Raw genomic sequence first — 13,152 nt, forward strand, 5'->3', positions numbered from 1 at the left:
TCCTCGTGTGACTACAGCTCGACGGGCGGGAGGGCCTCGCCCATCTCGCCCGGGTTGTCTCCGCGGTGGTCCTCGTCGTCGAGCCCCAGCTCCCCGCTGGCGTTGCCGCCCCAGCACTTGACGCTGCCCTCATCGAAGGTGGCGCACGTGTGGTGGTAGCCCGCCACGAGGGACGTCACGGCGCGACCCGCGCCCAGGTTCACCCGGGGCAGTGCCTCGCCCATCTCGCCCGGCGCGCCTCCACGCTCGTTCCAGTCGCCGGACCCGAGCTGCCCCCAGTAGCCGCCGCCCCAGCACTTGACGGAGCCGTCATCCAGGAGCGCGCAGGTGTAGATGCCGCCAACGGTGAGCGCCTTCGCGGTCCGCCCCGTCCCCAGGTCGACTCGCGGCAAGGCGTCTCCCATCTCACCCGCGTTGTCTCCCCGGTGCACCTTGTCGCCGAGGCCGAGCGCGCCGTACTGGTTGCCGCCCCAGCACTTGATGGAGCCATCATCCAGGAGCGCGCACGTGGAGAACTCACGGGCGGCAATCGCCTTCGCGGTCCTCCCCGTGCCCAGGTTCACCCGAGGCAGCGCGTCGCCCATCTCGCCCGGGCCAGCTCCGCGCTCCGCCGTGTCACCGAGCCCCAGCTCGCCCCAGTTGTTATCGCCCCAGCACTTGACCGAGCCGTCATCCAGGAGCGCGCACGTGTGACGACCTCCCGCGGCGAGCGCCTTCGCGGTCCGCCCCGTGCCGAGGCTCACGGCAGGCAGCGCGTTGCCCATCTCCCCCGGGCCATCTCCGCGGTGCTCCGTATCGCCGAGCCCCAGCCGGCCATTCCCGTTGTCACCCCAGCACTTGACCGCCCCATCATCGAGGATGGCGCACAGGTGATTCAGCCCGCTGACGAGCGTCTTCGCGGTCCGCCCCGCGCCCAGGTCCAGCCGGGGCAACGCGTCGCCCATCTCGCCAGGGCCGTCTCCGCGGCGCCGCGTGTCGCCGAGCCCCAGCTGGCCCTGCGCGTTGTCTCCCCAGCACTTGACCGCGCCTCCCTCGAGGAGCGCGCAGCTGAAGCCCTCCCCCAGGCCCATCGTCGCCACGCGCGCGTCCGTGCCCACACCGACGAAGGGGAGGTTGCTCATCAGGACGGAGCCACGGCCGCCACCTCGGTTGTCGGTGTGCTCGAGCCCGAGCTGCCCCTTGCCGTTCTCCCCCCAGCACTTGAGCCGTCCATCCGTGTAGACGGCGCAGGTGGTCCCCACCCCGGCGAAGACGGACTTCACCGCGTAGCCACGCACGCGCACCTCGACCGAGCCGGTGCCGGTGGCGCCGTGGGTGTCGGTCACCTGGTACTCGAAGCCGGCGGCGCCCACGAAGCCCGCCGCGGGCGTGAATCGCACGGCGTCACCGACGAGCTCGACCGTGCCGTTGCGCGCGTTCGAGACTCCGGTCACCGCCAGCGCGTCCCCTTCCACATCGCGGTCATTGAAGAGGAGCGTCGCCACGGGGATGCGCAGCGCGACCTCCGCGCGGGCCACGGCGGAGTCCGCGACGGCCACGGGGGCGTCGTTGACCGGGTTGACGGTGACGCTCACCGTCCCGAAGCTGAAGCTGGCCCGGTCGGAGACCTCATACCTGAACGTCGCCGTCCCGAAGAAGTCCACCGCCGGCGTGAAGATGACGTTCTGCCCCTCCAGCTTCACGGTGCCATTCGTGGCCGAGTAGACGCCCTCCACCAGGAGGTCGTCGGTGTCGACGTCGACGTCATTCGCGACGAGCGTGGCGGTCGGGATGACCAGCACGGTGTCCTCGAGGGTGCTCACGGTATCGTCGACGGCCACGGGCGCCTCGCCCACGATGACGGTCACGCTCGCGCTGGTGGTGCCGGCCAGATTCCGGACCGTGTATTGGAACGTCGCCGACCCGGTGAAGTCCGCCTCCGGCCTGAAGTCGATCATCCCGCCGTCGATCTTCACGGTGCAATGGACCGCCGAGCCCACGCCAGCGAGGTTGAGCAGGAAGCCATCGCCCATGTCGTCATTCGCGGTGAGCTCCTCGACCTTGATGTACCGCGAGGTATTCCTCCGGGCGTACACGGTGTCGGCGACGGCGACCGGAGCGTCCTCCACGGAGCGGACCGTGACGGCCACCGTCGCGGTGTGCGTCAACAGCCCGTCGCTGACCGTGTACTCGAAGCTGGCGCTCCCGTGGTGGTTCGCCTCCGGGGTGAAGGTGACGTTGGCATCCGCGAGCGTCACGGTGCCATGCGTCGCTGCGCCGACGCCCACCACCCAGAGCGTGTCCCCATCCACGTCCGTGTCATTGGCGACGAGCGTGGCCGCGGGGACGACGAGCGCGACATCCTCGTCGGTGCTCGCGCTGTCCGCCACGGCGACAGGGGCATCGTTCACGGCGTTGACCGTGACGGTGACCCGCGCGGTGTCCGTCAGGCGGCCATCCCCCACCGTGTACTCGAACGTCGCGGTTCCGAAGAAGTCCGCCTCCGGGGTGAAGGTGACGGTGCCGCCCACCAGCGTCACGCCGCCATGGGTCGCCTTGCCGACGGCCGTCACCGTCAGCGAGTCGCCGTCCGCGTCGACGTCGTTGGACACGAGCGACGCGCCCGGAATCACCCGGGCGGTGTCCTCATCGGTCGCGAGCAGGTCGTCATGCCCGGACGGGGCCGTGTTGGCCGCCGGCGGGGGCGTGGGGGGTTTCTTGTCCTCGCCTCCTCCACACGCGGCCAGGGCCACGCAGAGCAGCAGGGTGCGCGGCCAGGGAACGGACGGAAGTCTCGGGTACGAACGAACGCGTTGGTGCTTCACAAGCCCCCTCACAGGAAGAAGCCCCCCATGACCGGAGGAACCCGGTGGGGTGCTGCCCCCATAACGGAGCCCGGCGGCGCGGGTCGCACGGACAAACGCGCCACTCGACAGAACGACTCGGCCCGAGGGCCACCGGGACACGGCGCACAGCCAGTGTCCCGGCCCTGGGACAGAGGGACTACTGCAGGTCGCAGCCAGGGATGCAGTAGTTCACGTTGATGAGCGTGCGCGTGGCGGGCAGGTTCGACTGACAGCCGGCGTACTGCGTGGCGGGGGTGGCCTGGATGCGCGAGGCGCCGCACTTCACCACACAGGCGCGGATGTTCTCGAACCAGTAGATGAGGTCGTTGTTCGGGCAGTTGGGCGGGATGCCGATGCCCTGCTCCGTGCTCGCCATCACCTCGCCCTCCGGCGCGTCGAGCTCGGACTCGGCTCCACCACCGCAGGCGACCAGGGACAGGCTGCACATCGCGACCAGGGACACGACGAGACGCTTGGATTGCATGGCGACTCCTTCACGACAAGGGGGAAGGAGAATCATGACCTATCCAGCAGTCCCCGAGAAGCAGACCTCACGGGTCCGCCTGCTCGGAAGCAGCACGCGCGGCTTCACCGGCGCCCCTGTCGGTCCAGCGCCCCCGCTCACCGCCCCCCAGGGCGGCTCACCGGGCGTGGACGCCACTCGCCGAAGACTCTCCAGGCATATCGGCGGAGGGCGAGGACCCGGTGCTCAAGGTGGACGGCAGGTGGCGCAGCGTGGCCAAGGTGTACCACCGCGAGCCCCGGGCGGAGGCCCCGTCGCGGCCCACGTCCGCCTCGCCCTGAGCCGACGACGTCCCTTTCCCCTCCCCTCGGGCCTGCCCTCACCAGTCCACGATCATCGGCACCTGGTGGTCCCGGGAGTCCACGAGCGCGGCGCGGAGGCTGTCGACCGCGGCCTTCGCGTTGTCGGGCCAGTGCATCCGCTCCAGTGCCGCCAGGGCCCGGGGCGTCGAACCGGTGAGGCGCCGCAGCGGCGTCGTCATCTCGAAGGTCGCCTCGAAGTCGCGGGGAAGAAACAGCATGGCGGCCACATGGACGCGGTCGCCCTCGCCTCTCTTGCGGAAACCCAGGAACGACTTGCCGGGCCTGCGTGCCTCCTCCAGGAGCGCCTCGTACGAGGCGGGGTCCACGCGGTGGAAGCGAGGCTCGGCCTCGGAGCGCTCGTCCCACAGTGGGTCTGGCGTGGAGACTGGGAGCTGCCGCAGGTCCTCCACCAACATGTCGATGACCCTGGCGCGACGAACCGGCGCATCAGGGCCGCCGAATGGCAGTCCTTCCGGAAGCGGCCGGGCACCTTCCGGCCCGATGATGGAATACGGGACGCCGCTCGCCCACGCGGAGCGCATCGCCGGGGTGATGAAATCACCGACAATGTAGCGGCTGAGAGGCAGAACCATGAAGTCGATGGCCATGGAGGCCTTGGAGCCTAGCCGAGCAGCTCCAGGAGTTTCAGCACGGTGTTCCAGTTGCGCGTCGTGGCCGTGCCGCGCAAGGCCAGCTTCCCGAGCGCGACCGCCAGCGCGCTCTTCCCCTGGCCGTTCGGGTACCAGGAGTAGATCTCCTTGCCCGCGACCTGGAACAGCTCCGGCCCCCAGTCCTGGGCATGCAGGGGCGCCAGCTCCGCCTTCGTCGGCGCGGCCGAGAGGAACGTCACACACAAGGCGGAGGGGTTCGTCGCCACGTCCGCGAACGGGTTGCCGTCGACGACGGCTTGCAGCTGCTTCAGCGTCCGCAGCGTCGTGGCGATGGGCCGCCCCATGAACTGCTCCAGCGCCTCCTCGATGCCCTTCGTGAGCTCCGCCACGCCGAGCTTCGTGGTGAACACCGCGTTGCCGCTCTGCACGTAGGTCTTCACGTCGCCGCAGCCGAGCCGCGACAGCATCGCGCGCAGCTCGGCCATCGGCAGGCTGTTCTTCGTGCCCACATTCACACCACGGAGCAGGAGCGCGTAACGAGTCATCACGTGAGTGTGCCACGCGGGCGCCGAAGCGCGGTGTCCGGGATGCTCCCGGTGCGCGCCGCGCTGAACCGCTCGGGACTCACTCGGCCTTGGGGGCGTAGAACTCCGCCGGGCCGGCGAGCCACACGGTGGCGCCGTCGGTGCGCTCCAGCAGCGCCTCGGCCAGCCGGGTCCAGTCCTCGTGGAAGCCCACGACCTGGAGACTGGACGGGACGTAGCCCAGGAACTGCCCGGGCCCCACGGCGACGACGGTCGCGGAGGGCGCGCGATGCGGCTGCTCCGAAGGGGCGCCATACAGGGCCCAGGGACTCCAGGAGCGGCTCAGCGCCTCGTAGCGCAGCGGCGCGCAGCTCGTCTGGGCGATGTGCTTCGCGTCCTCCTCGCTCTGCCCCGAGCAGACCTGGAGGCGGTCCCCGAGCTTCACGTCCGTCAGCGGACAGGAGACCTGCAGGACGTTGCGGCAGGTCCCGATGGGCTCGGGCACACCACGCTCGCTCGAGTAGGCCTGGACGAAGGCGGCGGTCCCCTTCGGGTCATCCCACTGGATGGCCGGGCCCAGGTCCTCCAGGAAGACCCAGGGCACGGTGGTGGCGTCCACGACCGTCGAGGCCACCCACGCCACGTCCAGGCCGTACCCGAGAGGCGCCTCGCTGTACGGGACGAACCCAAGATAGCCGCCCGTCTGCAGGCGCCTCACGGCGCCGGAGCCCCGGAACAGGACCTCGCCGTCCGCCGAGCCCCCGGGGCGCGCCACGGTGCCGCCGTCGCCGGACGGGTTGTTCGCCGGATGCGTACAGAGCCGGGTGCAGGTGTTCTTGGCATCCAGGTCGGCCCACGCCTGGCTCGTGTTCGAGCAGCCCAGGGTCTCATTGAGCGGGGCGACGGCGGGGAGTGCGCAGACACAGGGCTTGTGGACCGCCGTGAACCGGCACGCGGCGTCCACCCACGGCGGCGGGCCATGATGACCGTAATACCCGACGCCGATGATGCCTCCGGGCGTTCGCGCCTGGGCCGGCGCGCTCCAGGTGATGACGCTCAGGGCGGCCAGGAGCGCGGGCAATGACATCCTCGACGTGAGACGAATCCAGCACGGCTGCGGGGACATGGGACCTCCAGCGAATGGACAGACACGGCGAACGGGCCCGAGAAACATACGGGAGGGCCGTCGAGCGCCGGCATCACCCATCGGGGTGACGCCCTCCGAACCCAGGGGGCGTGGGAAAGGCTGTCGTTGCCGCGCATGGTAGAAATCCCCCCGGACGTCGTGCCGACACTCGAAGCCACCGGGGAGACAAGGTCATGCGCGTGAAGCGTCAGCCGGGTTCCATGCAGGGGGAGCAGGTGCTCCTGGAGGTGATGACGGCGTTGAGCAGCTCGCTCGACCTGAAGGAAGCCTTCTCGGAGTCCCACCGGATTCTGTCACGCGTGCTGGCGGCGGACTTCGGAGGGCTGTGTGTGTCCAATCCAGGGGCGCCCGGCCAATACGACTGGCCGATGGTCCAGGACATGCCGCAGGTCTTCTTCGACCGCTACCCGGAGATTTCAGACGAGTGTTTCGTGAGCTCCGCGGTGATTCGGCGGCCCAACACCGTGCTGCGGGACACCGAGATGCTGTCGCGCCGGCAGATGCAGGACAGCGCCATGTATGCGTACTGCCGGGAGATGCACATGCCGGTGGAGCGGGTGTTGTCCGTGTTGATGGACATGGGCCTGGGCTGGCACAGCGGCTTCACGCTGTACCGGGAGACCCGGAGGGCGTTCACGGAGAAGGAGCGCGCCTTCCTCCAGCGCCTGACGCCCATCCTGGCGAGGACCGTGCGCAATTGCCGCATGCTGGAAGACCTGGCGCACCAGGGCGACCTCCTGGAGCAGCTCTTCCGGCACACGGGGCTCGACAGCATCGTGTTGAGCCCGCCCACCACCGAGCTGATGCGCACGCCCCGCTCCACGGCGCTGCTGCATCGCTGGTTCCCGGACGCGCCCTGTGGCCGCTTCGGCCTGCCGCAGGTGCTGCTGGACGCGCTGGAGGGGCTCCGGCGCTCCGGACCCCAGCAGCTCTCCGGACAGGACGTGCTGACCTTCCGGCGCCCGGGGAGGAGCTTGAAGGTGACCTTCCTGCGGTTGCCGGGGCAGTCGGGGAGGATGCCGTGGGCGCTGATCTTCCAGGAGGTGCGGCACGGGGCGCAGGCTCCCGCGGAGTGGCGCAAGCGCCTGACGCCGCGCGAGATGGACGTGGTGGAGCGGGTCTTGAATGGCTGGGACAACCAGACCATCGCGGACGACCTGGACAGCTCGCTGAACACCTTGAAGACGCACCTGAAGCGCGTCTACGCCAAGCTGGCCGTGCCCAGCCGGGCCAAGCTCATCCTGCTGGCGCAGGAGCACAGCGCCGAGACGGAGGGTTGGCCATCTCGCTCGTAGGCAGAGCGCGAGGGCGCTTCGCGGGAGCGCCACCGCGGCGACTACCAGATGCGCAGCCCCGTGTACAGGTCTCCACTGTTCTGGATGTTGCGCCGCAGCTTCGTGGCGGCATCCGCGCAAGCGCCTCGTCCTGTCTCCAGCCGCAACACATCCCCATCCAGGGTCAGGTCCCCTGTCGACAGGCAGCTCGAGATGTCGACGTCCCAGAGCCAGCGGTCGACGAGCAGTCGCCCTCCGAAAACGGCGGGATGATCCGCGAACTCCTCGGGGAGCCCCGTTGATACGCCCAGGTGACTGAATCGCAGGGGCTCCTCCGATTGGAAGACGACCTCCAGCACGAGGGGACGCTCCTGGTAGGTGAAGATCGCGCGGAGCAGGAAGCTGGGATGCTCCGGTGTCCCCGGGTCCCACCGCGAGTCGATGGTCCGATAATACGTCCGGGGGATGAACACCTGCTTGCCCCCGATGGACAGGGGCGTGTCGGTGCCTGCCTCGACGGGGCCTCGGATGTGAAGCTTGCCAGGCGGGTCCTCAGGGAAGTCAAAGATGTCGCGCGGGGCCTGGGTGTTCGGCACGGAGTTCTCACAGGACAGCTCCGGCAGGAGCACCTCCGCGTAGTCCTCGCAGCGAACCTCGGGCGGCAGGTCCATCCGCAGCTCCGCGAGCCTGTACTTCAGGGTCTCCACCGAGAAGCGGAGGCCGTCAGCGGAGAGGAAGCGGCTCGGCGACGTATAGTCGATGCCACCCTCTGGGGTCAGCCAGACGGAGTCCGAGCCATAACTCAAACCGAACAGGTAGGTCGTTTCGGGCGCATCATCACCACCGCAAGCACTCAAGCCCAGCGTGGCGATGAGACCGACAGCGCGGTACCAGGAACGTGAAGGCATAGGCGAGGGGACTCTACGCTCGATGCCCTTCCAAAGTCCGGTCTCCGTCTCATGGAGGAGAGAAAGGTTCGACCGGCGACCCCGACTGTGCTCCCGGGAGCAGGCGGCCATCCTTGCGTTCGCTGAGAGCGGCGGGTGGGATGGATGGCTCCGAAGCCGAAGGAGGCGTGAATGTCGAGTCGAACGGTGTCCCGGAGGACGTTGCTCCAAGGTGCGTTGGTGGCGGTCGCGTTCAATCCCATGAGCCGCAGCTGGGCCTCCACGCCGGAGGCCGGCGCGGTCCCCCTGCCCCCTCTCGATGGCGAGCTGTTGCTGGACGAAGCGTCGCGGACCGCGGCCTCGGACGACTTCGGTCACATCCGGCACCACACGCCGTGGGCGGTGCTCGTGCCCGGCTCGGTGAAGGACATCGTGGCCATGGTCCGCTTCGCGCGCCGCCAGGGGCTGAAGATCGCCGCCGCGCGAGGCCTGGGTGAGAGCCACAGCACCTTCGGCCAGTCCCAGGTGCCAGCGGGCATCGTCGTCGACATGTCCGCGCTGGCCACCCTCCACGAGCTGGACCAGGACAGCGCCTGGGTGGATGCGGGCGTCCGGTGGCACGAGCTGCTCCAGGCCTCGCTCCCCAGCGGCAAGAGTCCCCCGGTGCTGACCGACTACATCGAGCTGAGCATCGGCGGGACGCTGTCGGCGGGAGGCATCGGCGGACAGGCATTCCGCTGGGGTCTCCAGGTGGACAACGTCCTGGAGCTGGACGTCGTCACGGGCCGGGGCGAGCTCGTGCGGTGCTCACGCTGGCGCGAGCGACCCCTGTTCGACGCCGTGCGCTCGGGCCTGGGCCAGTTCGGCATCATCGTGCGAGCCCGGGTTCGGCTCGTCGACGTGCAGCCTCGCGCCCGGACCTACCTCGCGCTGTACGACGACCTCCACCGCTTCCTCGAGGACCAGCGGCGGCTCATCGAGGACGGCCGCTTCGACTACGTCGAGGGCTCCGTCGTCTCCTCCAACGGAGGCCGGGCGTACCAGCTCGAGGTGGTGAAGTACTTCACCCCGGGCTCGGAGCCCCAGGACTCGCGGCTGCTCGCGGGCCTGCGCTTCCAACCGGGGACGCTCCAGGTGACGGACGGCAGCTACTTCGACTTCGCCAACCGGCTCGCGCCGCTGATCGAGCTGCTCAAGCAGCTCGGCGTCTGGGGTTTTCCCCACCCCTGGCTGGACATGTTCGTCCCCGCCCGGTGCGCCGAGGAGTTCGTCCAGGAGGTCCTCGCGCAGACCACCGACGCCGACATGGGACAGGGGCCCATCCTCCTCTACCCCTTCCGCGCCTCGGCGCTGACCACGCCCTTCCTGCGGACGCCCAACGACAGACACGTCTTCCTCTTCTCGCTGCTGCGCACCGCGATTCCCCCGACGCCCGAGAACGTCGCGGCCCTGGTGCAGAAGAACCGCGCCATCGTCGACCGGCTCACGGCCCTCGGCGGGAAGATCTACCCCGTGGATGCCGTGCCCTTGAGCCCCGCCGACTGGCGCCGCCACTTCCATCCCCACTGGGAGCGGTTCGTGCACGCGAAGCGACGCTACGACCCGGACCACGTCCTCACCCCGGGACAAGGCATCTTCTGAGCGAGGGTGGCGGAACGTCCAATGACTGTGTCCACGGAGACACAGTCACTCCTCCTGGATGACTGGCATTGATTGACGCCCGCGTGACGACGAGGCGAGAGTTTCGTCGTCACCCAGCAGCAACTCCCAGGAGAATCCAGACATGTCCTCTCGTTTGAGCGGGTGGTCCGTCGCCGTGCTCGCCGTGGTCCTCCATGTCGCGCCAGCCCAGGCCCAGCAGTGCGTTTCGGCGAACTCGACCGCGGGCACGTGGCTCACCGTGGTCGACAACTACGTCAGCTCGGCACAGGCCTCGGTCGCCTCCACGCTCACGGCGGTCGCCACTCCGAGCCCTCTCAACCTCCTGCAGGCCACCAGCGACCTCGCATCATTGACTGTCAATGCCACGGCCATGAACATCTTCTCCGGCTTCGACGCCGAGGTCATCGCCGAGGCCTTCAACGTCGACACCGAGGTCGCGCTCCAGTTGCAGACGCAGGGTGGCATGCGGGGCACCATCGTCCGGGTCCATGCGAGCTTGCCGAGTGTGATTCGGCCAGTCGACGATATCAACGCCATGAACGACTCGCTCAGCGAGCTCACGGACCTCCGGGCGAGCCTGCCGGCATTCTGTCCGTGACGCCCCTCAGGCCGGGGCTTGCTCGAACCCGGAGATGACCTCCTCGAGGACGCTCCGGAAGTAGCCCTCCGAGGGGCCACCGGCGTCACGTAGGGCGAGCAGCAGCGGATGGAAGCTCGGGTCGCCCAGGGCCGCGGCGGCCTCGAGCGCATATACCATCACCCTCTCGCCCCTCAGCGCGGCGCGCACGGGCTCAACCGCGCGAGCATCCTTGCGAGTCGCCAGTCCCACCAGCGCCTCCCCGACAATCTCCGGGTCCTCATCCCCGAGGCGCGCCACGAGCGCATCCCGCAGCTCCGGCGTGTCACGCGCCTCCATGAGCGTCCCCAGCCCGAACGTCGCCCAGTCCCGGACATCGCGGTCCTCGTCGGCCGACAGGCGGATGAGCGCCTCCACCGCCTCCGGCGCATCCAGGACCGCCAATCCATGCGCCGCGCCATACCGCGCCTCGGCCGAGGGATGACCTGCCAGCGCGACGAGCACGGCCAGGGCGCGGGGCTCCACCAGGTGGCTCAAGGCAACCCCGGCGGAGAGGAGGACCTCGGGCTCCCGCTCCCGCCGGAGCAGGTCCACCAGCGCGTCCCCACGCTCCGTTTGGAAGACCGGGTTTCCAGCGCCGAGCTGGCCCAGGATGTCCACGCCGCGCCCCCGCGCCTTCGCGGAGGAGGACCCGAGCAGCCCAAGGGCCGCGTCCAGCACGTCACGCGTCCCCCGCGCATGCAGGGCCCGGAGGGCCTCCCAGGCGCGCGCATCCTCTTCGTCCCCCTCCAGGGCAACCTGGATGAGCTCCTCGAGGCTCCTCGCTTCGCCATGCTCGGGATGATTCATGCGTGAAGTCCTCTCAGGACGACGGAGGGCGACCGTCGTGGCACCAGACCACGGCGCGGGCCTCCAGGCCAGCCACAGGCCGGATCCGGGTCCCCAGCCCATCCGCGAAGTACAGCCGACCAGCCGCGACATCGCTGGCAATCCCATGCACCGTCGTCGGGTTCGTCACCAGGGGAGTCCTGTTGTTGTAGTGACGACCTACACCTTGCCATTCGGGACATCGAACCCGAGGGCGGACGGGCTGTTGATACCGCCTACCACCTGCGTGGGATGGCTGCCGTCCAGCCCGGCGCTCATCACCCGGCTGCCGTTGAAGTCGGACCCGTACAGCGTGCGGTTCGTCGAGTCGATGGCCAGACCGCTGGGGAAGCCTCCGTTCGCCACGTCGACCGGGTTTCCCCTATCATCCGCGCCCCATGGCACCTCCTTCAGACGACGCTCCGATGGCTCCTGCCGCCAAGCCCTGGTTGACCCGGACGAGCGCCGCGGTCGTGTCGACGGTCCTCTTCATCGTCAGCTGCGCCCTGCCCGCCCTCGTCCTGTACAACACCGCGACGAAGCAAGAGGACACGATGGCGGGTGTAACGCTCCTGCTCACCGGCTGGTTGGGCGTGTTCGTGATGCAAGGGGGCTGGTTCGCGAACCCCTTGCTGGCCGTCACGCTCCTCCTGCTGTTGATGGGCCGGTATCGAGGGGCCTTCTGGACAGGCTTCCTCGCGGTGCTCGTCGGGCTCTCCTCCTTGTCCTGGTACTTCCACTCCATCCCCGCGGACGAGGGTGTCAGCCCGACCCGGCAACTCGAGCTGCTCTACCCCACGCTCGGCTTCTTCTTCTGGCTGGGGAGTCTGCTGGTGGGGCCTGTCAGTGCGTCCATCCTCGCGAAGCGGGAGGCCGAGCCGAAGGCCACCTCCCCCATCCCCGTGGTCGACGTGCGGCCCCACCCATGACTCACCCCACCTTCGCGCGAGCCTCGCGCACCGGCGCCTCCAGGGCCCGCGTCACGATGCGGTTCTCCTGGGTCCCCAGGTGGATGACCCCGTCCGGGCTCGAAATCGAGGCACGCAGGACGTCCCCCTCCTTCAGGTAGCCCGCCGTGTTGCCCTGCTTCAGGATGAGCTTCGCGAGCGTCTTGTCAGACAGGAAGACGCTGATGAACCTGCCCACCTGTCGCGCAAGCTTCGACAGGTTGCGCCCCGCCGCCACGCCGCCCGGCGTCCCCGTCAGCACCAGGTCCCCCGGGAACAGGTCCATCACCTCCGACAGCTCCGTGAGTGTCTCCTCCGGCGGGTAGAGCATCTCCGAGGTGCTCGCGTCCTGCCTCGGCTCGCCATTGACAGACAGCTGGAGTCGCAGGTCCATCAACCGCGCGCAATCCTCCGCGTCGAGCAGATAGACATACGGCCCCACCGGACAGAAGGTCCGGAAGCTCTTCGCCTTGTGCCACTGTCCCTCCGCGAGCTGGAGGTCCCTGGCGGAGATGTCATTGCCCATCACGATTCCGGCGACGAACTCGTGCAGCCCTCCCCGCTCCACCCGCACCGGCCCCGAAATCCTCCGGCCGATGACCAGCCCCAGCTCGATTTCGTAGTCGAGCATCCGGACCCGCTCCGGCTTGACGATGTCCTCCGTGCTCGAGGCCAGCGACGACGAGGCCTTGCGGAAGAACTGGTTGAAGTCCTTCGCGTCCGGGTCCTGCCCCACCTCCAGCATGTGGCTGCGGTAGTTCTGTCCCTGGCAGACCACGTTGCACGGCGACGTCACCGGCGCGAGCAGCTCGAGCTTCGCCAGCGCGAGCCCCTCCCCCACGCTCCCCGCCGCCGCCATCCCCCGCGCCCTCGCCGCCCCCTCCGCGAGGAACTCCGCCAGGGACTCGTACCGCCCCGGGATGGGGATGACCTGCTCCCGCCGCACCCATCCCCACCGGACCTCGCCTCCCATCCTGAACCGCGCGACATGAATTCCCATGACCCA

General features: G+C 69.1%; 13 protein-coding genes. 4 read left to right on the plus strand and 9 right to left on the minus strand.

Annotated elements, in window-relative coordinates:
- Positions 1–11 precede the first annotated feature (11 nt).
- From OWM54_RS09725 to OWM54_RS09745, 5 genes are all read right to left on the minus strand, one after another.
- Positions 12–2,804 carry a cadherin-like domain-containing protein gene (locus tag OWM54_RS09725; RefSeq protein WP_267697291.1) on the minus strand — a complete coding sequence of 931 codons (2,793 nt, stop codon included), beginning with the start codon at positions 2,802–2,804 and terminating at the stop codon, positions 12–14.
- Between the two features lie 178 nt (positions 2,805–2,982).
- Entirely contained in the window at positions 2,983–3,309 is a 327-nt protein-coding gene (locus OWM54_RS09730) for a hypothetical protein (RefSeq protein ID WP_267697292.1), read from the minus strand.
- Positions 3,310–3,667: 358 nt separating this feature from the next.
- Entirely contained in the window at positions 3,668–4,258 is a 591-nt protein-coding gene (locus OWM54_RS09735; RefSeq protein WP_267697293.1) for a hypothetical protein, read from the minus strand.
- A 14-nt stretch (positions 4,259–4,272) separates the two neighbouring features.
- Positions 4,273–4,806: a DUF1697 domain-containing protein gene (locus OWM54_RS09740; protein WP_267701113.1), complete on the minus strand. Its 534-nt coding sequence runs from the start codon at positions 4,804–4,806 to the stop codon at positions 4,273–4,275.
- 79 nt (positions 4,807–4,885) lie between these two features.
- On the minus strand, positions 4,886–5,911 hold the full coding sequence (locus tag OWM54_RS09745; protein WP_267697294.1) for a hypothetical protein: 1,026 nt from the start codon (positions 5,909–5,911) through the stop codon (positions 4,886–4,888).
- Between the two features lie 194 nt (positions 5,912–6,105).
- On the opposite strand from OWM54_RS09745, the gene OWM54_RS09750 reads away from it, so the two are divergent.
- A complete protein-coding gene (locus OWM54_RS09750; protein ID WP_267697295.1) occupies positions 6,106–7,227 on the plus strand; it encodes a helix-turn-helix transcriptional regulator in 1,122 nt (373 codons plus the stop codon).
- Positions 7,228–7,268: 41 nt separating this feature from the next.
- Here the strand turns inward: OWM54_RS09750 and OWM54_RS09755 are convergent, their stop codons facing one another.
- On the minus strand, positions 7,269–8,114 hold the full coding sequence (locus OWM54_RS09755; RefSeq protein ID WP_267697296.1) for a hypothetical protein: 846 nt from the start codon (positions 8,112–8,114) through the stop codon (positions 7,269–7,271).
- Positions 8,115–8,285: 171 nt separating this feature from the next.
- On the opposite strand from OWM54_RS09755, the gene OWM54_RS09760 reads away from it, so the two are divergent.
- Both OWM54_RS09760 and OWM54_RS09765 read left to right on the plus strand, forming a co-directional pair.
- Positions 8,286–9,734 (plus strand): FAD-binding protein, encoded by a 1,449-nt coding sequence (locus OWM54_RS09760; RefSeq protein WP_267697297.1) that lies wholly within the window; start codon positions 8,286–8,288, stop codon positions 9,732–9,734.
- A gap of 175 nt (positions 9,735–9,909) precedes the next feature.
- The gene (locus OWM54_RS09765; protein WP_267697298.1) at positions 9,910–10,353 is read left to right on the plus strand and encodes a hypothetical protein; all 444 of its coding nucleotides are present in this window, start codon (positions 9,910–9,912) and stop codon (positions 10,351–10,353) included.
- 6 nt (positions 10,354–10,359) lie between these two features.
- On the opposite strand, the gene OWM54_RS09770 is transcribed toward OWM54_RS09765, so the two are convergent.
- Positions 10,360–11,181, minus strand: a complete 822-nt coding sequence (locus OWM54_RS09770) for a HEAT repeat domain-containing protein (protein WP_267697299.1) — start codon at positions 11,179–11,181, stop codon at positions 10,360–10,362.
- A 198-nt stretch (positions 11,182–11,379) separates the two neighbouring features.
- Positions 11,380–11,565, minus strand: coding sequence for a hypothetical protein (locus tag OWM54_RS09775; protein ID WP_267697300.1), 186 nt, complete (start codon positions 11,563–11,565; stop codon positions 11,380–11,382).
- A gap of 107 nt (positions 11,566–11,672) precedes the next feature.
- Here OWM54_RS09775 and OWM54_RS09780 point away from each other — a divergent pair, with 107 nt between their 5' ends.
- Positions 11,673–12,128: a hypothetical protein gene (locus tag OWM54_RS09780; RefSeq protein WP_267697301.1), complete on the plus strand. Its 456-nt coding sequence runs from the start codon at positions 11,673–11,675 to the stop codon at positions 12,126–12,128.
- 1 nt (position 12,129) lies between these two features.
- Here the strand turns inward: OWM54_RS09780 and OWM54_RS09785 are convergent, their stop codons facing one another.
- Entirely contained in the window at positions 12,130–13,146 is a 1,017-nt protein-coding gene (locus OWM54_RS09785; protein ID WP_223750324.1) for a fumarylacetoacetate hydrolase family protein, read from the minus strand.
- Between the last annotated feature and the right edge of the window lie 6 nt (positions 13,147–13,152).

Source organism: Myxococcus sp. MISCRS1 (genome assembly GCF_026626605.1).
Classification (GTDB): domain Bacteria; phylum Myxococcota; class Myxococcia; order Myxococcales; family Myxococcaceae; genus Myxococcus; species Myxococcus fulvus.